Genomic DNA, 20,751 nt, shown 5'->3' with positions numbered 1-20,751 from the left:
CTCACCTACTTATCGTTTTATGTTGAAGCGCTCTATACACATGACTCGGTAATTGGATATTTAGCTTACTTTGAATAAATTGACTAGCTCGCAATAACTTTTCTTCGTCTATATTCGTTTGAACTCCTAATTTATGGAGCATATGTACTAGGTCATCAGTAGCAACATTACCTGATGCTCCTGGTGCATAAGGGCAGCCCCCGAGTCCACCACAAGAACTATCAAATGTTGTAATACCGTATTCTAATGATTTAACTACATTTGCTAGAGCCATTCCATACGTATTATGAAAATGCATGGCAAACTGCGAAGCATCATACTTCTTTAATAGATGTTCTAATACTTGTTCTACTTGTAATGGATTCGCTACACCGATTGTATCCCCAAGAGAAACTTCATAAATGCCGTATGAAAATAGTTGATTACATAATTCGTCAACTGCTGTGACACTTATATCCCCTTCATAAGGACATCCAAATACAGTAGAAACATAGCCTCTTACCTTTTTCCCTTCGAATAATGCCTGTTTTGTTATATCTTCGATTACAACTAACGCTTCTTTAATCGATTTATTAATATTACTTTTATTATGAGATTCACTTGCTGATAAAAAAACATTCACCTCATCTACATTTTGCAAAAAAGCTCGTTCCAAACCATTTTGGTTCGGAACAAGCGCAGCATATGTAACATTTGGATCTCTTTTCAGCTCAGAAAACACATCATTTGCATCCGCTAATGCTGGGACCCATTTTGGGTGAACGAATGAGGAAACTTCAACATACGACAATCCTGCTTCTGTAAGTAGTTGAATCCATTTTACTTTATCTTTTGTGCCAACAATCTTTTTTTCATTTTGTAAACCATCACGTGGTCCTACTTCTTTAATGACAGCAAAATTAGGTAGTTTCAATTCGCTTCCCCCTATATCTCCCTATTCAATTTCTAATAATACATCTCCTTCATTTACAAAATCGCCTTCTTGCACATTAATTTTCATAACTGTGCCGGCTTCTTCTGAAATGATTGGAATTTCCATTTTCATAGATTCTAAAATGACGACATCCTGCTCTTCCTCTACTGTATCTCCTACTCCTACAACAATCTTCCAAACGTTTCCTGCCATCGATGCGTATACTTTCGTCATCATTTTTTCCCCCTTAATATTGTTAGATCTTATTTTTTAACGAGTTGTTTCGTTACAAAACCCGTTGTATAAATACCCGCTTTGAACACTTCGTCTTCCAAAACTTGCAGTAGCATTGGCGTGTTCGTTTTAATACCTTCTACTTTCAATTCTTCTAGAGCATCATGTAATTTCGAAATTGCTTCTTCACGAGTCTCGCCATGTGCAATGACTTTCGCAATCATTGGATCATAGAAAGGTGTAATCGTTACATGATTTTCTAAGAAGTGATCAATTCGTACATTTGACGGTAATGTTAAATCTGTAATTTTCCCAGGTGACGGGAAGAATGTTTTCGGATCCTCTGCATAAATACGAGCTTCAATGGCATGACCACTACGTTTTACATCATCCTGAGTAAATGATAGTTTCTCTCCACTTGCGATAAGGAGTTGCTGTTCTACAAGGTCTAATCCCGTAATTTCTTCTGTCACTGGATGCTCTACTTGTAATCTCGTATTCATTTCTAAGAAATAGAAATTTTTCTGATTATCTACAAGAAACTCAACTGTACCTGCATTTGTATAGCCAAGTGCTTTGGCAGCTTGTACAGCAACTTCTCCCATCGCCTTTCGTGTACCTTCATCTAAAAATGGTGAAGGTGCTTCTTCGATTACTTTTTGATTTCGGCGCTGTACCGAACATTCACGCTCCCATAAATACACTGTGTTACCATGTGTATCTGCTAAAAGCTGAATTTCAATATGATGCGCATCTGCTATATATCGCTCTAAATACATTTCTCCGTTACCGAAGAAGTTTTGCGCTCTTGTTTTATTACTTTCAAACGCTTTGGTGAGCGTTTGCTCAGTTTCCATCAACTGCATACCAATGCCTCCGCCGCCTGCGGATGCCTTAAGCATTAATGGATAACCAATTTGTTTTGCAATTTCAATTGCTTCTTCAGCAGTTTCAATATTTGTAGTAATACCTGGGACTACTGGGACATCTGCTGCTTGCATTGCGATACGTGATTCAATTTTACTTCCCATCTTCGTAATGATTTCTTCTGAAGGACCGATAAATACGATTCCTTCTTCTTTGCAGCGAACCGGAAAAGACGGATTCTCTGATAATAAACCATAACCCGGATGAATGGCTTCTGCATTTGTCTTCTTAGCTATTTCAATAATTTTTTCAAGGTTTAAATAGCTTTCTTGAACACGCGGTCCACCTACTAAGTAAGCTTCATTTGCCATTTTCACATGAAGGGCATTTTCATCTGCTTCAGAATAAATAGCAACAGTGCGAATGCCAAGTTTTTGACAAGTTTTCATAATACGAACAGCGATTTCCCCGCGATTCGCAATTAATATTTTTTGAAACATAGTGATTCCTCCCTTTTATCTACATCCTAAATGTCTAGCAATTACGAGACGTTGAATTTCAGAAGTTCCTTCACCAATTTCTAATAGTTTCGCATCACGAATATGTCGTTCAACTTCATATTCACGCATATAACCATATCCACCATGAATCTGTACTGCTTGATTCGCAATACGGCTTGCTGCTTCCGATGCAAATAGTTTTGCCATTGCCGCTTCTTTGCCGAAAGGTTTATCGTTATCTTTTAACCAAGCTGCTTTATGTACTAAATTGCGTGCTAGCTCTACTTCAGTCGCCATATCAGCTAATTTAAATTGAATCGCTTGGAAATTAGAGATTGACTTTCCAAATTGTTGACGTTCTTTCGCATATTGTAATGCACGTTCAAAGGCTGATTGCGCAATACCAACTGCCAATGCTGCGATTGAAATACGCCCTCCATCAAGTGTATATAAAAATTGTTTAAAGCCTTTATTTACATCACCAAGAATATTTTCTTTCGGTACACGAACGCCATCAAGTACGATTTCACAAGTATTAGAAGCGCGAACACCCATCTTATCGTAAGAACTTGAAATCGTTAATCCTTCACTCGTAGTAGGCACGATAAATGCAGAAATACGTTTTCTACCATTCTCTTCAATACCGTTGACAGCGGTTACAATAATTGTATTTGCATACTCTGCGTTTGTAATCCAACACTTCTCACCACTGATTACATACTCATCACCATCTAATACCGCTTTCGTTTGAGTACCACCTGCATCTGATCCAGCATTCGGCTCCGTTAATCCGAAGGCACCTAATGTTTTACCTGACGCCATTGGAACTAAATACTTTTGTTTTTGTTCTTCTGTACCGAAATAATAAATTGGAGAAGCACCTAATGAAATTGTTGCAGCATAGCTTAAACCGGTGCCACCACAAGCGCGACCAATTTCTTCAACTGCTAACGCATACGATACCGTATCGCCACCTGAACCTCCATATTCTTCTGGGAATGGGATGCCTAATAATCCTAGTTCGCCCATTTTTTGAAATGTTTCATATGGAAACTCTGCAGTTTTGTCATAATATACAGCTTTCGGTGCGATTTCCTTTTCAGCAAAGTCACGTACCATTTCTTTAATCATTTGTTTTTCGCGAGTTAGAGTAAATTCCATTCCGCTACACACCCCTTATCGAATATTGAGTTTCGACAGCGTGCGAGTTTCTACTACAAACATAACAACTTAAAAGACAAGAATATTAGTTAGACAATTGCTACAATTCTGTCATAACTTAATTTTAAAACAGATTCTGTACTAATGCACAAAAAAATTCCTACATTGTTCTACAACAACATAGGAGATTTTGTGTCGAATTATGTAATTTATTGTTTAATAATCTCTACCTTTTCCCGAATCAGAAATTTCTACTAATGCTTCAGGGTATGGTTCGAAATACGTTTGTCTTAATAAATACTTTTCATCAAATCGAATAGCCCATGATTTTAATATTGTAAGTAAACTACTAAGTGGTATTTTCTTTTCTGCATACTTTTGTAACAGTTCTATAAAATGATCTTTTTCTTGTTTTTTTAACTTTGTTTTAAAATATCCAAAAATGTGCTCGCATACATTTACATTCGATGTATAACGGGGCGCACGCATAAATAATTCATATAAAGTCTTCTCATAGTTTTCAAATACCACTTCAATCTTTTCATTTTTTTGATTTGCAATTATACGACCTAATTCCTTTTGTTTCACCTGATTATATGCCATAAATAAATATTTATTGTCCGACTGAAACGATACAAGTTCTTTCATATTTTTATTGTGTTTAATCATTTTGTAATATGCGATTGTAAATAACCTTGTAAAGAAATGCTCTCTAATAATAAAATTCGACAATCTACCTTCCTCTTCAATAGGAAGATGCGAAAATTTTTTTACTACTGCTCCGCCAAATAAGCCAGCTCCTTTTCCCTTTGCTGGCGCTTTTTCAAAACCAGAATAAATTTTCACATCACGCGTACCACAACTTGGTGAACGATTCTTTAAAATAAAACCATCTACATCCGGTATCGTTTGTAAAAAGTCATTTGAAAACTGCTCCATTTTTTCAGTTACATCTTCTCGTGTCGACGGTTGCACAAGTCTATTCTCACCATTTTCTTCTACAATTCGTATCGTTTCACGAGGAGTCCCCAATCCAATCTCCACTTCTGGACAAACAGGTATAAATGTAACAAATGGCTGCAAATTTCGTATTGTTACATCTGGAATCATCTCTCCATTATAACGACAAGCATCAAATTCTAAACATTTACTTACGACGATTGTAGGTTTTGCAAATTGTCGCATCTTATTACCTCCTTATTGCTAGCCCGTATAATATAAATTGTACTAAGATTAACATTTTAAGCAAAGTTTGATTCAGTTATTTTTATGAGAAATATATATCCAATGATATATTAACAATCATTCAACTCTATTTTCTATAAATGTGCGCCCTATTAATGAGGGTTTAGATATTGTGAAATGAATAATACACACATGCTTCGGAGAAATTAATGATTAAGAAAGGAGGGATTGTTATGAAAAAGAAATTATCATCTATTTTAAGTGTTTTAGCACTATCTATTATGTTTTTAGGTACATCTACGCAAGCTGAATACGATGGAAATAATATGAATAGAGTTAATAACACTGATATTTCAACTCGAGTAAATGACAATAACTTAGACAGAGTTAATAATGATGTAAGAACTCGAAATGTAAATACAACAAATGATTTAAATGATAATCGTGATAAAAATAATAATTGGGCTTGGCTTGGTTTATTAGGACTAGCAGGATTATTAGGTCTTAGAAGAAGAGACAAAGAAACACGCTGATTTAGAATGTTTTTAGTAAACAAGTACTTATTTATCAAAAATATATAATGAAAATAAATCGCCTTTTTAAAGGCGATTTATTTTTACTTAAAAGTAATGTATGTAATTCACACTTCAACGATTAAAATCGTGGAGTTAATCCATACAATATAAATTGAATCGTATTTTCAATTTCCGCTTCATCATTCCATTTTTCTTCAGGCAATAATAAAAATCGTGTTAATAATAAACCTAATACAGCTGATAAAGTAAGACGTAGTACGGAAGATGGTGGTATCTCAATAATTTCCCCTTCTTCTTGAAATTTCACAATCAACTTTTTGAAATGTGAAAACAGTTCTGTTTCTACTAATTGCTGTATTTCATTTTTCAGTTCTGGTTGGAATGGCACCTCTTGAATTAATATTTTTATCATAGGAAAGTGTTTTTGAGCAAATTTAAACCTATTATGAATTACAACCCTTAAAAGTCCTTCGTATGATTCATAATCCGATTTAAATATTTCTTTTGCAAAGGTTTGTACGAAAAATGGTGCAGCGAACTTAGTTAAAGTTGGCATTACGACCGCTAGTAATAAATCTTTTTTTGTTTTATAGTAGCGGAAGATGGTTCCTTCCGCTACACCAGCACGCTTTGCAATTTCACTTGTTGAAGTTGAAGCGTATCCTTTTTCTCCAAACATATCAACAGCCGCCTCTAATATACGCATTTGACGTTCATTTCGTTTATCCGTATTAGTTGCAGCTATTAATTCCTCCAGCCAATCCTTCTGCATTTATAAAGCTCCTTTTTGTCATTATTATATTTTGCGATGTTTCTTTAAAGCAAATACATTTCCTACTGCAAATAATATTGCAAAAAGTAATAACACAGTAAGATCTAATGCAATCTCTGTAAACCCTTGATTCCGAATCATCACTTGTCTCATTGCGTCAGCGCCGTATGTGAGTGGAAATACTTTCCCTAACATTTGTAGCCACTTGTTCATAGATTCCATTGGAAACAATCCAGAAAAGAAGATTTGTGGCACAATAACAAGCGGTATAAATTGAATCATTTGAAACTCATTATTTGCGTATGCCGATAAAAACGTACCTAATGTTAGTGCAGTTAAAGAGAGCATACATGTAATAAGTAACGTTAGCCATATGGAGCCAGCTACGTATAAATCTAAAATATAAACGGAAAAACTTACGATAATAATGGATTGTATAAAGGCAAAGATTCCAAAACCAATAATATAACCTGCGACTATTTCCCATCTTCTTACTGGGGTGGATAATAACCTTTCTAGCGTACCACTTAAACGTTCTCTTACGAAAGATACACCTGATAATATAAATACAAAGAAAAATGTAAAGAAACCAATTAATACAGGACCAAGCCCATCAAACATCGTAAAGTCTTTAGAGCCATGTAAATAATTTACTTCAGGTTTCATAATCGATACATCATTCTTCTCTGTGCTTTTTTGCAATACTTGAAGTACAGCACGATTTTTTGACGAATCACTACCTTCCAACAGAAGTTTCATTTTTCCATTCTCTATTCGAAATACTGCATCTACCTTTTGTTTTTCCAACTCAGAAATCGCCTTTTCCTTACTGTATTCATAAATTGACGCTTCTTGATTTTTCATCACTTTTACTATTTGAGCGGGCATATCAACAACAGCAATTTGCGGTATATAGTCTTTCTGTGTAAACACTAGTGACAAAAGCCAAAGTAATAACATCGGTGCTCCAAACATCATTGCTAACGAACGCTTATCTCGAAAAAATTGACGAATAATACGTATGATTACACCAGTAACTCTCATGATGGCACCACCTCTTCTAGCAAAAAGACATCTTCAATCCGTCCAGATGACACGCGTTTTTTCAATTCTTCAGTTGTTCCAACCGCAACTAGTTTCCCTTCTCTAATTAACCCTAGACGCTCACAAAATTCAGCTTCATCCATAATGTGCGTCGTTACAATAATCGTTGTGCCTTTCTTTTTAAGATCATAAAATTTTTCCCAAATCGTTTTTCTAAGAAGCGGATCTATCCCCACTGTAGGCTCATCTAAAATTAATATTTCTGGTTCGTGAAGGAGCGCTATTGCTAATGATAAGCGTTTTTTCATTCCACCTGAAAATTGTTGTACTTGCTTTTTCATATACTGTGACAATTGTACAAGTTCAAAAACCTCTGCAATTCTTGTCTTTTTACGTTTTCCCTTTAGTCCATACATCGTTGCTATAAAATCTGCATTTTCATATGCTGATAATTCTTCGTATAATGCATCCGCCTGGGCCATATAACCAATTCGTTTCATCTCATTTAAATTAGGCATATTAGTATTATTAACAAGCACTTCACCTTTCGTTGCCTCATTAATACCTGCAATCATTTTAATGAGCGTTGTTTTCCCCGATCCAGAAGGTCCAACAAAACCAAAAATCTCTGCTTTTTCAACTTGCAATGAAAGATTGTGTAACACTTCTTTTTTTCCAAAACTTTTTGATACAGTCCGTAAAATAATTGAAGGTTGTTGCACGTTTCATCCTCCTTTTCTAATAAAAATGAGTGAGTACTCACTTTTATTTTACTCTTGCTTAATTATATGTCAAACTTCGTTGATTAGTATGTATGTTCAATCACCGATATTAAACAATGAAACAGAGTCGACATTAGAATTTCATTTCCTAAAGTCGACTCTGTTTCATTTAAACTATAAATTTCACTTTACGTTTTTAAATTCATATACTTCCGAATTCTAGCAACGTCTAAAGAATATTCGATAACTAATTGCTGTAACGGTAAAATAACTGTGTCAGGATATAAATGTGCATATTGTAATGTTTCTGCATATTTTTCTAACCTTTTTTCTAAATACTTTATTATTTGATCAGGATGACTTACTAATAAACATTTACAATAATAATGGATTTGTTCCTCAATCGCCGTGTATTCTTCAATTTCATATTCTTTATGCATGTGTACACCCCTTTAAGTTTTTTATATGAATTATTTATCACAATTTTCACTCGACAAATTTTAAGTTTTTTGATTATTTACACTATAACAAACACTGAGGGTCAAATTTTGTTACTTTATGTAACGTAGAAAATTTTTAACAAAATTGTAATGTTTACTCCTACAAAATACAGAAAGCCCCTTTACTCATTTTTGTATAAAAAAATCGTACAGCTTAATTTAGCTGCACGACTACAATTTCTGGCCTATTCAAAATCCTTTGCGGAATGATACTATTTCCTAATCCTCTACTCACTACCATTGATGTATTTTGTTCTACATATAAACCCGCTGTATATTTAGGTAAAACACCTTGATTTGGAGCAACTAATCCACCGATAAATGGCAATCTAACTTGCCCTCCATGAGCATGTCCCGATAAAACCAAATCCAACCGCTCATTCGTATATTCCTTTATAAATTCAGGCCTGTGGGATAATAATACATTATATCTATCTGGCTGCATTTCAATTTTTGCTTTTTTAATTTCATCTATTATAATATTTCCTTCATCACGGTTTCCAGTACCAAACTCTGGATCATCAATACCTAGCAAGTTTATCTCTTGCTCACCCTTTCGAATGCCTACATGTTCATTCCTTAAAACATTGACACCATATTTCTTCAACTCTTTTTCTAAACTGTTATACTTTCCAGACCATTGTTCATGGTTTCCTGTCACAAAATATACAGGATATTTCTTTACAATTTCTCGTATTAATTGCATACTAACTTCTGCATCGTATGATTTACTGTCAATTAAATCACCCGTAATCGCAATAATATCTGGGTCTATACTTTTTATTTTTTGAATTAACACATCTTGATTATCGCCAAATTTTTTATTGTGTAAGTCTGAAATTTGTAGAATTTTATACCCTTTAAAAGAGGATGGTATTTTACTAGAGGTTATTTTAACCTCAGTTATACTTATTAAATTGTTCTGTAAATATAAAAAGATTGTAAAACCTACTAATATACAAATAATCATTACAATTCTATTAATCTTCTTTTTCATATTTTCTCCTTTACATTCTCATCAAACACTTCTATATGCTAACTGAATTATATTATACTTTCTTGAAATTTATTTAAATTAATAAAATAATACAGTACATGAAATTTCATATGAGATATGTCATATATATTCGTTATATTTTTACTTTTACCTTTTTAATAATAAGAATACAAAAACGACTCTTATCACACGAAAAGAGTCGTTTTCTAACTTTATACTTTTAATACTTTCATGTTAAAAATGCGAAAACTAAAATACTATTACCTAAGAGCCTTAACTATAACTTTAGTTGCCTCTGCAATGAGTTGATTATCATAAGTTGCCTCTTTCTCATCTTTACTAGATAAAATTGCGATGATAATTGGTGCTCTATTTGGAGGCCAAACGATAGCAATATCATTTCTTGTCCCGTAACTGCCAGCACCTGATTTATCTCCAACTACCCAGTCAGTTGGTACGCCTGCACGAATAAGTTTGTCTCCTGTAGCATTTCCTTTCATCCACTCTGTAAGAATTTTACGTTTTTCAGCAGGAAGTGCATTTCCGACCGTAAAAGCTTTAAGATTCGTAGCAATAGCTTTCGCTGTACTAGTGTCACGAATGTCTCCTGGAATAGCTTCGTTTAATTCTGTTTCAAAGCGATCAGACATAGTAATCCGATCCCCCATATGCCTAAGCGCTTTTTCATATCCTTTAGGTCCTCCTATTTTATTAAATAAAATGTTCCCTGCAGTATTATCACTTGAACGAACAGCTGCCTCAGCAATTTCTCCTAGTTTCATTCCAGTATCTACATGTTTCTCTGTAACAGGTGAATAATCCACTAAGTCTTCTTTCGTATATGTGATTACTTCATTTAATGAATCAATTGAGTTTTGCTGTAGTAATACTCCTGCTGCTAAAGCCTTGTAGGTTGATGCGAAGGCAAATCTTTCGTTAGATCGATAAGAGATTGTTTGATTTGTACCAGTATCAATCGCATATACACCTAATCGAGCATCAAATTTTTTCTCAAGTTGAGAGAACTCTTTATGCGTCGCCTGATTTTTATGTTTCACTTGTCCAGTCTTTTCTTTCGCTTCAACTTGCAGTGCCCCTCCTGTAAAAGCTTCTAGGCTTGTAATACTTAAACCTAATATACCAACGCATATTCCTATTTTTAGCATCCTCTTATTTTTCAAAATCATCATTCCTTCCAAATTTTTAGTACCTTTTTATACGTACACATAATAGACAATCACCGAACCAAATTTGTTCCATAAACTGAAAAAAATTTTATAGCTAGTATGAGAGTTATTAACAAAATAAGAGATAGTAGCTATGATCGCCGCTATCTCTTATTTCACATTTCATTTTTTCTTATAAATGGCTTTATACAAACAGGTTCTCTTCCCTGAGAAAAGTATCTTAATTTTGCTTAGAACTACCTGTACTAGTAGATTCACCATGTATACGTTGCTGTTTCAAATCAAAGTATACATCTAAAACTTCCTTTCCAATTATAGAATTAATTCCATTTTTATCATCATGAAGCCATGGAACTACTACAGAAAATGCTACTTCTGGATTATCATATGGAGCATATCCAATTAACGTTAAGTTGTAACATTCCATACGTTCTCCTTTTGCATTTCTGCCAATCGGGTCATCTCCACCATATACAGTTTGGGCTGTCCCTGTCTTTCCTGCTGGTTTATATGGCGCGTTTTTGAAATACTTCACGCCAGTTCCATCACCTTCTTGGAATACCCATCTAAACCCTTCTTTTATCCGATCAATATGTTCTTTCTTCATATCAATTCGATTTAATACGACAGGCTCTATGGACCGTATAACTTTGCCAACCTCTTCTTTTATTGATTGTTCTCGTATTTCTTGTACAATTTGAGGTTGCATTCTATAACCACCATTCGCAATCGTTGAAATATATTGTGCTAATTGCAACGGCGTATACGTATCATACTGACCGATAGAAAAATCTAGTAAAAAACCAGGTTGACTATCTACTTTTCTCGTTTGTCCAATTATTTCATTCGGTAAATCAATACCTGTTGGGACACCTAAACCAAATTGCTTGAAATAATAGCGCATCGTATCAAATGCTCCTTGTTTAATATCCAATGAGCCATTTGGTACGTAATTAACTCCCGCAATTTTTAAAGCTGTTTGGAACATGTATACATTCGAAGATACTTGTAAAGCCCGTAAATCATTAATATTACCAAATCCGGATACATTCCACGATTTCTTAGCTTGTGTACCTTTAAATTTCATCGGCGCGTCATAAAATTGATCTCCTGGATGTATTGCCCCTGTCTCATATCCAGTTAATAAAGTAGCACCTTTTACAGCTGACCCTAGCTCATACGAAGTTGTCATGTTACCTAATGCCAAATCCTCAACCTCTATTCTTCCTTCTTTTTCTACAATCTTTTTGCCTGCCATTGATAAAATTTGTCCGTTATTTGGATTCGTCATGACAACAAAAGCTCGATCGAGCAGTGGCTCTGAACTCTTAAAAGCTCTCAAGTTTTTCTCTATACTTTCTTCCACTTTCTTTTGTAATTCCATATCAATCGTTAATGTTAAACTATTACCACTTTTTCCTTTAGAGATTATTTCTGTGCTAACAATGTTTCCTGATTTATCAGTAATATTTTTCACTTCTTCTTTTGTGCCGTGTAATACATCTTCATATCGTTGTTCAATATAACTTTTTCCAACACGATCATTACGGTTATATCCACGTACTAAATAAGAATCTAAATTTTCTTTCGGTAATCCTTCTTCACTACTCGTAATATTTCCTAATACAGAACGAAATAAATTACCATTTACATAATTACGTTCCCAATCAACAGTTGCATCTACTCCTGGAAAATTCGCAAGGTTTTCACTTATCCGCGCATACTCTTCATCTGTTACATCTTTTTTAATAATTTGTGGTGTTAGTTGATAACCTGAACTCATTTTACTTTTAATAGCTAACACCTTTAAATCTTGTGCTGTTAATTCTGCTAATTCTACCTCTGTAACACGACCTCGTCTTAAGTCTTCTATTTTTTTATCTAACTCTTTTCCCTCTATACCCTTTTCTTTAAACTTTTCTATATCTTTCTTAGTAATCTTTGTCTCCGCACGTTTCAAATTCAACCGCATCCAAAAATCTTTTTTATCGATATCTGTTAATTTATTTATATCTTGTTCAGGCATTTCAAGTACTTTCGCCAAGTCTTTTGCTGTTTTTAAAATATCTTCACTCGTAATTCCCTTCACCCTTGTATACGTAATTGTGCGAAGAGATTTATTATTAACAACTGTTTTCCCTTCTCGATCTAAAATTTGTCCACGTGGAACTGGAATACTAGTTATTGCATTTTGACTACTTTCCACTTGGTTCTTATAAGCCTCTCCCTCAACGATTTGTACCTTTCCTAGCTGCATAATAATAGCTGAGAATAGTAAAAATATGCAAAGGAACATAATATTTAACCGAATAGATATATATGTCTTCTGTTTCTTTCCTTTTTGTTCTTTCATAAATCCTCCATATAATTCTTCCGGAACTCCTCACTAATACTTAAACGTTCCCTATATATTTGAAACCATTATTCGGTTATAAATAGTGTCTTATCTTTTTTTCTAAATCTTTGTAAGTATTAATTCCTTTTTGTATAGCCGCGTAATTGATAAATCTCCCTTCCTTTTTTCTCACTTGTTTTTTGTCGCTTGCAATGTGACTCATATTATATTTTACACATAGGCTTGCTAGTAACTTTTCATATTGATTATTCCTTTCTTCATGTTGTAATACTTAATAGACAACCTAAACAATACAGTTGTTCCACATTTACAAAAAAAATAATTAAATATAAGATGAAGTAAGCTACATAAGGGAGGGTTATATGTTACATACAAAAAGATGGAGATTATTTGCGGTTCTTTCTATTGTAGGTTTGATTTTACTAATTTTATTAAAAATCAACTTCATTTCAATTACTATCGCAACTTCTTCAGCTGAAAGAGGAAAGATTTTTGATCGAAATGGTGCAATACTAGCTACAAATAAGAAAGCTAAGTCTCTATATTGCACTTCTAATGATGAAAAGCTATCGAAACAAGATACATCAAGCACATTAGCTTTTTTTAATCAATTTTCAAGCGAGTTTCAACATGATATTTCTACAGAGAACATAAAATCTCAATTACAACAATCTTGTAAAAAGCAGACTATGAATGATATACCGTTATACTCTGATATAACTGAGAATGAACTTGCATTCATAAACAAAAACAAACCCAATAATGTAATAATTAAAGATGAATGGATTCGATATTATCCTAAACACGAAATTGGTTCACAAGTAATTGGGTATGTAGAAAATGACCTTAATTCAAAGCATATGGCTGTTGGAAAAAGCGGGATTGAGCTGCAATATGAAAATGATTTAAAAGGAAAACCAGGTAAAACTCTTATTTTTAAATTGAATAATAAAAAGTTCTTATGGAACATTCAAAAAGTACAAAAAGGAAAAGATGTACGGCTAGCTTTAGACTCTGAGTTGCAGCAAAAGGCAGAAGAAGCATTAAGATCGCAAATTAAGAAAACACCTGATGCTAAAGCTGGTTATGCTGTAGTGAGCGATGCAAAAACTGGCGCGATTTTAACTATGGTCAACTCGACAGTTTTTGATCCAAATATATTAAATACACATGTATCTTCTAGAAAAGAAAATATTAAATCTCTTTCGCAAAATAAAGCGATTCAAAAATTAAAGTATGGTGAATCTTATGTAAATATGGCTTCTACTATAAAACCACTTACTATTTTAATTGGATTAAACGAAAAACTTTTTCAACCCGAAGATACTTATTTAGATAAAGGTACTTTTCAGTATGATAATCAAAATAACATTACGAATGCACCTGGAACACCAACAGGTGAGATTACACCGAGGCAGGCTATCATTAATTCATCTAACACATTTATGACAGCAAAAGTAGCTCTACCATTATTTAACCAAAATAATGGAAATGTAGAAAAAGTGGCACATATATGGACAGATTATTTAATGCAATTCGGCCTACGTTCTAAAACCGGGATTGATTTACCCTTTGAAGAAGACGGTCAGTATGAATTCCATCCTTCTAATAAGTTTGAAAATGGAATCTCCGCTTTATTAAATGCCTCGTGGGGCGGAAATGAAGTGCATACTCCTCTTCAACTCGCTCAATATGCAGCAACATTGGCAAGTAAAGGTGATAAATATAAACCTCAAATCGTAAGTGCGATTATTGGTCAAGATGGTAAGGAAACCAAAAAGTTTAAAACCATTTTAGAAAGTTCAAATCGTTACCCGATGAACTTTTGGAGTGTCGTGCAAGGTGGAATGAGTCAAAATATAGAGGAAATTAAAAAGTTGCCCTTTGACGTCGCAGGTAAAACAGGTATTACAGGTTTTCCAAATGAGCAAGAAAGAATGATAAATCATTCTCTTTTCATTGCATATGCTCCTACTGAAGATCCACAAATTGCCGTTTCTGTCGTTATTCCTGGCAGTAATTCCGAAAAAAACATTGCCGCTCTCGTTACATCAGAAATTTTAGAGTACTGGAATACTCTTCAAAAAGAGAATAAAAACAAAGAGGAAGGTTCATTAAAGTGAACCTTCCTCTTTTACCATATAGAATCTATATTTATTATTTTCCATATACCTTCATTATTCTTTTCGAACATAAATGAATATTTAATATCAGTTAAAATGTACTCTTTCTGTACATATCCAGTATTACCGTTAATTGTCGATATTTTTATATATCCATCATTCTGCACTTTTTCTGGAATCCAAGCTTTTACCATTTCATTAGATACTTCATATAAAACTTGTGATTCTCGCTTTGGTTCTGCTAAAATTTTTGTTTTATTTCCAGTAACAGTTGCATATATAAAATGTGCTTGCTTTGGTTGGTTACTTTCCGTCAATCCACTTGGTACTTTATATACTTGCTTTGTATCATTTCCAAACTCTCCCCCCATTGTAAGGGCGACTTGCAACTCATGAAAAATATCTTCATCAAACTTCAGTTCATCCTTCTTATAACTCTTCCCTTTAAATAGAACTTCATCATTTAACGCTTTGTACAGGTCATTTTCATTTTTTGAGTTCGTACTTTGATATAGTTCATTCATAAATTGTTTTAATGATGGATCTTGAGCAGACTCATCTTTTGTTTTAGGCTTAATTTGAGTACTACTTTGTACTGGTGATTTATTATCATCAAGCCAAGGTTGTTGAACAATAAAAAATAACATTGTACAAACTAAAACAACTACAATAGGTAATGCTTTTTTACGAAATGGTCTTTTATGTTTTACAAAATCCACTTCATTATTTTCGTATATAGACTGCTTTATTTTAGAAATAAATTCTTCTTCATCTTTACGATTCTCCATTGGGCCTTTTTTTATTTTTCTATACCAGTCAGGATTTTGTTTATTGTTCATCACTACTACCCTCCCCTATTAATTTTGAAACCTTACTTCTCGCTCTACTTAATCTCGATTTTACAGTTCCAATGGATACTCCTAATGTTTCAGCCATTTCTTCATATGATAATTCATATTTTGCGTCCAATATAATTATTTCACGGTGCTTTTTAGGTAGTTTTAATACAACCTTCCACACCTCATTCATCTCTTCTTGGTTAAAAAATTCTTGTTCTGCTGACAGGGATTGCTTATCGTCACTAAAAAATCCTATTAAAGATATCCTTTTAAAATAGGAGGATTTCAAATAGTTTATTGCCGTATTTCTTGTGATTTTTAAAATCCACGTTTTAATAGATGACTCCTTTCGAAATGAATTCCAATTTTTAAACACCTTTATAAATACATCTTGCGTGATATCATCTGATAAGTGTGGATCTTTCGTAATAATAAATGAATAATTCCATACATCTTGCCAATAGTCTTTTATAACATAGTCCAGCTCATCATGATTACACTTTTCAATAAACGTCTGTTCCATTTCCACACCTCAAACTTATTTGAATAAACATAAAAACTGCCCTCACTTTTATTATGGTTTCAATATATAGACAAGATACAAGTTTCATTTGTTCCATTGTTTATCTTTTTTCAAGCAGAATAATACTACTAAAAAACAAGTAAAGCATACAATGATAAAATTCTACTCATGAAAATCTGTTTTTTGAATTTAACGTAACACTCCACTTGTCCATTTCAACTTGCTATACTCTTCTATTTACCATTAGCAATGCCAACTTTTCAGAAATGAAAATTAAGATAAGGTATTAACTTTCTAGAGTCGCAACAAAAAAGCATTCTCGATTAGAAAGAATGCTTTTTCGAAATTTCATTGCTCTATATTTTCCCCAATTTATATCTTTGAGTTAAGCAAACATGTAATAAATGTAGTCAAAAAATTCACCTTATAATTAAGTATTATTTCTGAAATACATGTTTTACTTTTTCACCTGGAACGTTACTTCCCCCTCTTCCTTTTACATCTTCAATCATCATTGTAACAATCATGTCTGGCGCATTTGCATCGAAAGCTGCGAACCATCCCAGTTCTTTTCCGTCTGCTTCTTTCGACTCTTTCAGTTCTGCTGTACCAGTTTTACCAGCAAGCGTTACACCATCAACCTTTGCAATTCTCCCTGCACCATCAGGGTCATTAATGACTTTGATTAATGCACTCTTTAATATTTCTTGATTCTTTTTAGAAACCACATTTTCTTTCCAATTCCCTGCTACTTTTGCTTCTTTTAAAAGATGTGGCGACGGAATATTCCCTTCATTCACAATCGGTGCATATGTTAATGCTAAATGAAGTGGTGTCATTAATACTTGTCCTTGTCCATAGCCTGTGTCTGCTAGTTGGATATCGTTTCTTATCCCATCTCTTGCAATGATTGAAATAGGAAATTCGTATTCGATTAGTAATTTTTCATGAAAACCGTATTTCTTCAGTTCATTTACATACTGATCTTTTCCTATTTTCAAAGCTTGTTGAGCAAAATAAATATTATCAGAGTACTTCATTGCCTTATCAAAATCAATTGGACTTGCATCCTTTACACGCGTTACATAGTAATTTCCCCAAGATGAATCTTTTGTCCACTTCAATCCTTGAATTTTAAATTCTTCCTTCGGATTTATTGTGTTTGTTTCCAAACCAATTGCACCTGTGATCGTTTTAAATACGGAACCTGGTACAAATGCTTGTGTAAAGCGATTCGTCATTGGTAGTTTCGAGTCGTTACTCCATGCTTCTCGTTGGGCTTTCGATGCTCCTCTAACTATTATATTTGGATTATAAGCAGGGCTACTTACAAGTGCGATTGTTTCACCTGTTTTAGGATTGACCGCTGCACTAGACCCTGCTTCAGTTTTCATCTCATTAAAGATTTTTTCTTGAATTGCAGCATCAATTGTTAACGTAACATTTTCTCCTTCTTTTGCTTCTTTTTTTGCTACGTTTTTAATCTCTTTCCCCTTCTCATCTTCTATAAATACGCGTCCACCCTTTTCACCACGCAATTTATTTTCTAACACTTTCTCTAAACCAGTCTTACCTACTAAATCATCTGCTTGATAACCTTGTTTTTGAAGTGATTTTAACTCCTCCGCATTCACCTTTCCTATATATCCAGTTAAGTGTGCCGCTGCTTCACCTAATGGATACGTACGAATATTTACTGGGTGAGATGAAACTCCTTCTAATTCAATATAATCATTCTGTCTGGTTCCCTCTTTTAAAATGCCAATTGGTACAAAGGAGTCTGGTTTTATCCATTTCGCTGTGAGCTTTTGTTCGACCTCTTCTATAGACATATCAAGTAATTGTGCTACTATTTCTTTCGTTTGCGCTGCTGTTTCGCCTAGTTTCTCTGGAATAATTCCAACCTCAGTCGCTTTACCATTCGTTGCAAGCCCTTTTCCATTTCGATCATATATTTCTCCGCGTTTTCCTTGCTCTATTTGCATACGTACTTTGTAATCTTTTTTCATACCTGGGAAGATGAAGTCTGGTGTCCAATCTATTTCCCAAGACTCTTTATCTTTCACAAGTTTTGCTTCATGGATGAATGAAACTGGTCCTACATCCGTATCCATCTTAACTTCAAAAAGAAAAAGCTCTTTATCTTTCGTATTCTCTCCTTTCATTTTAACTTTTAAATTATTAGCTCCAATCCCCTCATAGATTTTTTGATATTTTTCTGTGAATTCTTTTTTAGAAATCGATTTTTTGGCATGGTCTGATAAATGATCATACATATTTGCAAATTTTCTATCATTCCATAAATTGATATATTCTTCAAATGCTTGTTTTGGTGGTTCGTTTTTATTACATCCTACCAACAAAACTGCGAAACAAACGAAAAGCAGCATCCATAATTTTTTCAATTCAATCTTCTCCCTTAGTTAAAAATGATGATTCCTTTCGTAATTTATTTAATAAAAAATGTTTTAACGCTTAATAGACAGTGTAAGTAATGACATTGTTCCATATTTACAAAAAAATTAATATCTATGTTCATTTTAATACAAAAAAGGCAGGCATAAATATATGCCTGCCTTCCGTTCCCAAAATCAATTACACCCTAAAACAACGTGTGGTTAACCAAATCCAGATACTCTTCTACACCCTATTTTTTACTTTTCTAAAATAATTCCTGCTATTTCATTAGCATATTTTTTAGAGTCAAATCCATCATAGTTACTTAGTACTACAACAGTCAAATATTCTTTTGGAAACCGCATGAAGTATGAACGATAACCTGCCCAGCTACCTGAATGTTCCAAGTATCGACAGTTAAAACCTTCTGCAAGCCTTAGCCCAAAAGCATAATCTTCATTGTCAATAATCGTTTCCCTAGTTGGAGAAATTTCCGGACCTATTTCGCTCATTCTTTTAACAAGTTCTTTTCCGCCAACGGTACCTGTAGTTAAATTTTCTCCCCACTTTACCAGGTCTTCGACTGTTGCATGAACTGCCCCATCACCTGTATGTTCCCAAGGGCTTTCATAGACCATATATGCTCCTTGTTCATTCTTTGAATACCCCCTAGCAATTGATATAGTAGTTGGGTAGCAATCTACAATTGTTGTGTCTTTCATATTTAAAGAATCAAAAATACGTTCTTTTGCAAACTGACGTAAAGACTTCCCGCTTACCTTCTCTACCACCAATGACAATAAAAAATATCCTGTATTGCTATACTCAAATTTTGTGCCAACAGGGAACCTTGCAATTTGATGACCATTAAGGTGTTTTAGCGATTGTTCCACAGTTAATATATCAGTAAATTCAATATTTTCCGCATGAGCCAATTCCATATAATCAACTAGTCCGCCAGTATGATGAATTAGATGCCTCAATGTTACTGGTTCAGCATATGTTCCTATAGAAGGGACAAACTTTACAATTGAATCATCTAAACTCAATCTTCCCTCTTGTTCTAAGAGTAATATAGAAAACGCTGTAAATTGTTTAGAAACTGAGGCGATATTAAAAACGCTCTTTGTGGTTATCGGTAGATTTTCCTCTATAGAAGCTAAGCCAACTGCACCTTTATACGTTACTCCGCTATCAAAACTGGCCATATATGCAAAGCCAGGAACTTTTGGTGAAAACTTTTTTAATAATTGTTTAATCAATGTATGCGTCTTTTCATTATATGTATTATTCACCTTAATCACATCCCCTTCTCTTTGAATGGTTAGGAATACAATAAAAAATACTATATATATAAAATGTCAAATTCTCCTTTCAAAATTTAAACTTTTTAATGCATTATGCCAAGTACTAAAGGAAAGCAAAAATTATTAAAGAAATTAATAGTCTACCTTAGGATTGCTCTTAACAGGTTAAAAGCTTTTACAAACAAATTTTAGCAAACAATGTCTTCCCCCTCTTTTTTTATGACAGTTTTTTGATTGGAATGAAAGCCAATAGAATTAATTATTGAAATATACAAAAAATCTTAATATAAACAATATTTTACAGCGCTTCTTCTATAACGTAAATATTCATTTTACTTTATTTTCCACATAACAAAATATTCTACTTGAGAAATTATTGTTCCATGAAAATTTTTTCCTTTTCACCAAATGGAAGAAGAATCCTGACTGTTAGCGCTTTTCGTATTACTCAAACCTGATAACAAGCATGCGTTCTCCGTCAAGTGTACTTCAGCAAAAGTACTAAATCCTGGAGTGTCACCTGTATGCCTCCCAATCGGAACACAGGTTGGAAGCTTAGTTTCATCCTTATAAATAAAAAAATAGGGG

General features: G+C 33.7%; 18 protein-coding genes. 2 read left to right on the top strand and 16 right to left on the bottom strand.

Annotated features, from left to right (window positions below; all coding sequences use genetic code 11):
• Position 1 precedes the first annotated feature (1 nt).
• The 5 genes from mvaB to ACTL4X_RS12255 all read right to left on the bottom strand — a co-directional run bounded on the left by mvaB (position 2) and on the right by ACTL4X_RS12255 (position 4,860).
• Positions 2-913: a hydroxymethylglutaryl-CoA lyase gene (mvaB, locus tag ACTL4X_RS12275; RefSeq protein WP_000775436.1), complete on the bottom strand. Its 912-nt coding sequence runs from the start codon at positions 911-913 to the stop codon at positions 2-4.
• A 21-nt stretch (positions 914-934) separates the two neighbouring features.
• Positions 935-1,150, bottom strand: coding sequence for an acetyl-CoA carboxylase biotin carboxyl carrier protein subunit (locus tag ACTL4X_RS12270; RefSeq protein ID WP_001987345.1), 216 nt, complete (start codon positions 1,148-1,150; stop codon positions 935-937).
• A 26-nt stretch (positions 1,151-1,176) separates the two neighbouring features.
• Positions 1,177-2,514, bottom strand: coding sequence for an acetyl-CoA carboxylase biotin carboxylase subunit (locus ACTL4X_RS12265; protein ID WP_000486749.1), 1,338 nt, complete (start codon positions 2,512-2,514; stop codon positions 1,177-1,179).
• Positions 2,515-2,529: 15 nt separating this feature from the next.
• Entirely contained in the window at positions 2,530-3,675 is a 1,146-nt protein-coding gene (locus tag ACTL4X_RS12260) for an acyl-CoA dehydrogenase (RefSeq protein ID WP_000397280.1), read from the bottom strand.
• 216 nt (positions 3,676-3,891) lie between these two features.
• Complete coding sequence (locus tag ACTL4X_RS12255; RefSeq protein ID WP_001248638.1) at positions 3,892-4,860, bottom strand: YbgA family protein; 969 nt, start codon at positions 4,858-4,860, stop codon at positions 3,892-3,894.
• A gap of 233 nt (positions 4,861-5,093) precedes the next feature.
• Between ACTL4X_RS12255 and ACTL4X_RS12250 the strand changes: the two genes are divergently transcribed.
• Positions 5,094-5,393, top strand: a complete 300-nt coding sequence (locus ACTL4X_RS12250) for a WGxxGxxG family protein (protein WP_000728157.1) — start codon at positions 5,094-5,096, stop codon at positions 5,391-5,393.
• Positions 5,394-5,514: 121 nt separating this feature from the next.
• Here ACTL4X_RS12250 and ACTL4X_RS12245 read toward each other — a convergent pair whose 3' ends face one another.
• The 7 genes from ACTL4X_RS12245 to ACTL4X_RS12215 all read right to left on the bottom strand — a co-directional run bounded on the left by ACTL4X_RS12245 (position 5,515) and on the right by ACTL4X_RS12215 (position 12,971).
• Positions 5,515-6,168, bottom strand: coding sequence for a TetR/AcrR family transcriptional regulator (locus ACTL4X_RS12245; protein ID WP_001168184.1), 654 nt, complete (start codon positions 6,166-6,168; stop codon positions 5,515-5,517).
• A gap of 24 nt (positions 6,169-6,192) precedes the next feature.
• Positions 6,193-7,212, bottom strand: a complete 1,020-nt coding sequence (locus ACTL4X_RS12240) for an ABC transporter permease (RefSeq protein ID WP_001266727.1) — start codon at positions 7,210-7,212, stop codon at positions 6,193-6,195.
• On the bottom strand, positions 7,209-7,934 hold the full coding sequence (locus ACTL4X_RS12235; RefSeq protein ID WP_001187071.1) for an ABC transporter ATP-binding protein: 726 nt from the start codon (positions 7,932-7,934) through the stop codon (positions 7,209-7,211). The genes ACTL4X_RS12240 and ACTL4X_RS12235 overlap by 4 nt, the downstream gene beginning before the upstream one ends.
• A gap of 188 nt (positions 7,935-8,122) precedes the next feature.
• On the bottom strand, positions 8,123-8,374 hold the full coding sequence (locus ACTL4X_RS12230) for a hypothetical protein (RefSeq protein ID WP_000548621.1): 252 nt from the start codon (positions 8,372-8,374) through the stop codon (positions 8,123-8,125).
• Positions 8,375-8,588: 214 nt separating this feature from the next.
• A complete protein-coding gene (locus ACTL4X_RS12225; RefSeq protein ID WP_000727191.1) occupies positions 8,589-9,431 on the bottom strand; it encodes a metallophosphoesterase in 843 nt (280 codons plus the stop codon).
• 260 nt (positions 9,432-9,691) lie between these two features.
• Positions 9,692-10,618, bottom strand: coding sequence for a class A beta-lactamase Bla1 (gene bla, locus ACTL4X_RS12220; RefSeq protein ID WP_002164538.1), 927 nt, complete (start codon positions 10,616-10,618; stop codon positions 9,692-9,694).
• A gap of 220 nt (positions 10,619-10,838) precedes the next feature.
• Entirely contained in the window at positions 10,839-12,971 is a 2,133-nt protein-coding gene (locus tag ACTL4X_RS12215; protein ID WP_440035498.1) for a peptidoglycan D,D-transpeptidase FtsI family protein, read from the bottom strand.
• A gap of 365 nt (positions 12,972-13,336) precedes the next feature.
• Between ACTL4X_RS12215 and ACTL4X_RS12210 the strand changes: the two genes are divergently transcribed.
• Positions 13,337-15,097, top strand: a complete 1,761-nt coding sequence (locus tag ACTL4X_RS12210) for a peptidoglycan D,D-transpeptidase FtsI family protein (protein ID WP_000903362.1) — start codon at positions 13,337-13,339, stop codon at positions 15,095-15,097.
• An 11-nt stretch (positions 15,098-15,108) separates the two neighbouring features.
• On the opposite strand, the gene ACTL4X_RS12205 is transcribed toward ACTL4X_RS12210, so the two are convergent.
• From ACTL4X_RS12205 to ACTL4X_RS12190, 4 genes are all read right to left on the bottom strand, one after another.
• Positions 15,109-15,936 (bottom strand): SH3 domain-containing protein, encoded by an 828-nt coding sequence (locus tag ACTL4X_RS12205; protein ID WP_001060762.1) that lies wholly within the window; start codon positions 15,934-15,936, stop codon positions 15,109-15,111.
• Complete coding sequence (locus ACTL4X_RS12200; RefSeq protein ID WP_000438330.1) at positions 15,926-16,459, bottom strand: RNA polymerase sigma factor; 534 nt, start codon at positions 16,457-16,459, stop codon at positions 15,926-15,928. The genes ACTL4X_RS12205 and ACTL4X_RS12200 overlap by 11 nt, the downstream gene beginning before the upstream one ends.
• A gap of 437 nt (positions 16,460-16,896) precedes the next feature.
• The gene (locus ACTL4X_RS12195) at positions 16,897-18,864 is read right to left on the bottom strand and encodes a penicillin-binding transpeptidase domain-containing protein (protein WP_000737757.1); all 1,968 of its coding nucleotides are present in this window, start codon (positions 18,862-18,864) and stop codon (positions 16,897-16,899) included.
• Positions 18,865-19,113: 249 nt separating this feature from the next.
• Positions 19,114-20,151, bottom strand: coding sequence for a serine hydrolase domain-containing protein (locus ACTL4X_RS12190; protein ID WP_001066665.1), 1,038 nt, complete (start codon positions 20,149-20,151; stop codon positions 19,114-19,116).
• Positions 20,152-20,751 lie beyond the last annotated feature (600 nt).

The organism is Bacillus sp. RE35 (genome assembly GCF_052146655.1).
Lineage (GTDB): Bacteria > Bacillota > Bacilli > Bacillales > Bacillaceae_G > Bacillus_A > Bacillus_A cereus.
This window is presented reverse-complemented; position numbering and strand designations above follow the sequence as displayed.

Excerpts from the sequence above, each read along its gene's own strand:
- ACTL4X_RS12270 (WP_001987345.1), bottom strand. The coding sequence starts at position 1,150 with ATGATGACGAAAGTATACGCATCGATGGCAGGAAACGTTTGGAAGATT.
- ACTL4X_RS12265 (WP_000486749.1), bottom strand. The coding sequence starts at position 2,514 with ATGTTTCAAAAAATATTAATTGCGAATCGCGGGGAAATCGCTGTTCGT.
- ACTL4X_RS12260 (WP_000397280.1), bottom strand. The coding sequence starts at position 3,675 with ATGGAATTTACTCTAACTCGCGAAAAACAAATGATTAAAGAAATGGTA.
- ACTL4X_RS12255 (WP_001248638.1), bottom strand. The coding sequence starts at position 4,860 with ATGCGACAATTTGCAAAACCTACAATCGTCGTAAGTAAATGTTTAGAA.
- ACTL4X_RS12250 (WP_000728157.1), top strand. The coding sequence starts at position 5,094 with ATGAAAAAGAAATTATCATCTATTTTAAGTGTTTTAGCACTATCTATT.
- ACTL4X_RS12245 (WP_001168184.1), bottom strand. The coding sequence starts at position 6,168 with ATGCAGAAGGATTGGCTGGAGGAATTAATAGCTGCAACTAATACGGAT.
- ACTL4X_RS12240 (WP_001266727.1), bottom strand. The coding sequence starts at position 7,212 with ATGAGAGTTACTGGTGTAATCATACGTATTATTCGTCAATTTTTTCGA.
- ACTL4X_RS12230 (WP_000548621.1), bottom strand. The coding sequence starts at position 8,374 with ATGCATAAAGAATATGAAATTGAAGAATACACGGCGATTGAGGAACAA.
- ACTL4X_RS12225 (WP_000727191.1), bottom strand. The coding sequence starts at position 9,431 with ATGAAAAAGAAGATTAATAGAATTGTAATGATTATTTGTATATTAGTA.
- bla (WP_002164538.1), bottom strand. The coding sequence starts at position 10,618 with ATGATTTTGAAAAATAAGAGGATGCTAAAAATAGGAATATGCGTTGGT.
- ACTL4X_RS12215 (WP_440035498.1), bottom strand. The coding sequence starts at position 12,971 with ATGAAAGAACAAAAAGGAAAGAAACAGAAGACATATATATCTATTCGG.
- ACTL4X_RS12210 (WP_000903362.1), top strand. The coding sequence starts at position 13,337 with ATGTTACATACAAAAAGATGGAGATTATTTGCGGTTCTTTCTATTGTA.
- ACTL4X_RS12205 (WP_001060762.1), bottom strand. The coding sequence starts at position 15,936 with ATGAACAATAAACAAAATCCTGACTGGTATAGAAAAATAAAAAAAGGC.
- ACTL4X_RS12200 (WP_000438330.1), bottom strand. The coding sequence starts at position 16,459 with ATGGAACAGACGTTTATTGAAAAGTGTAATCATGATGAGCTGGACTAT.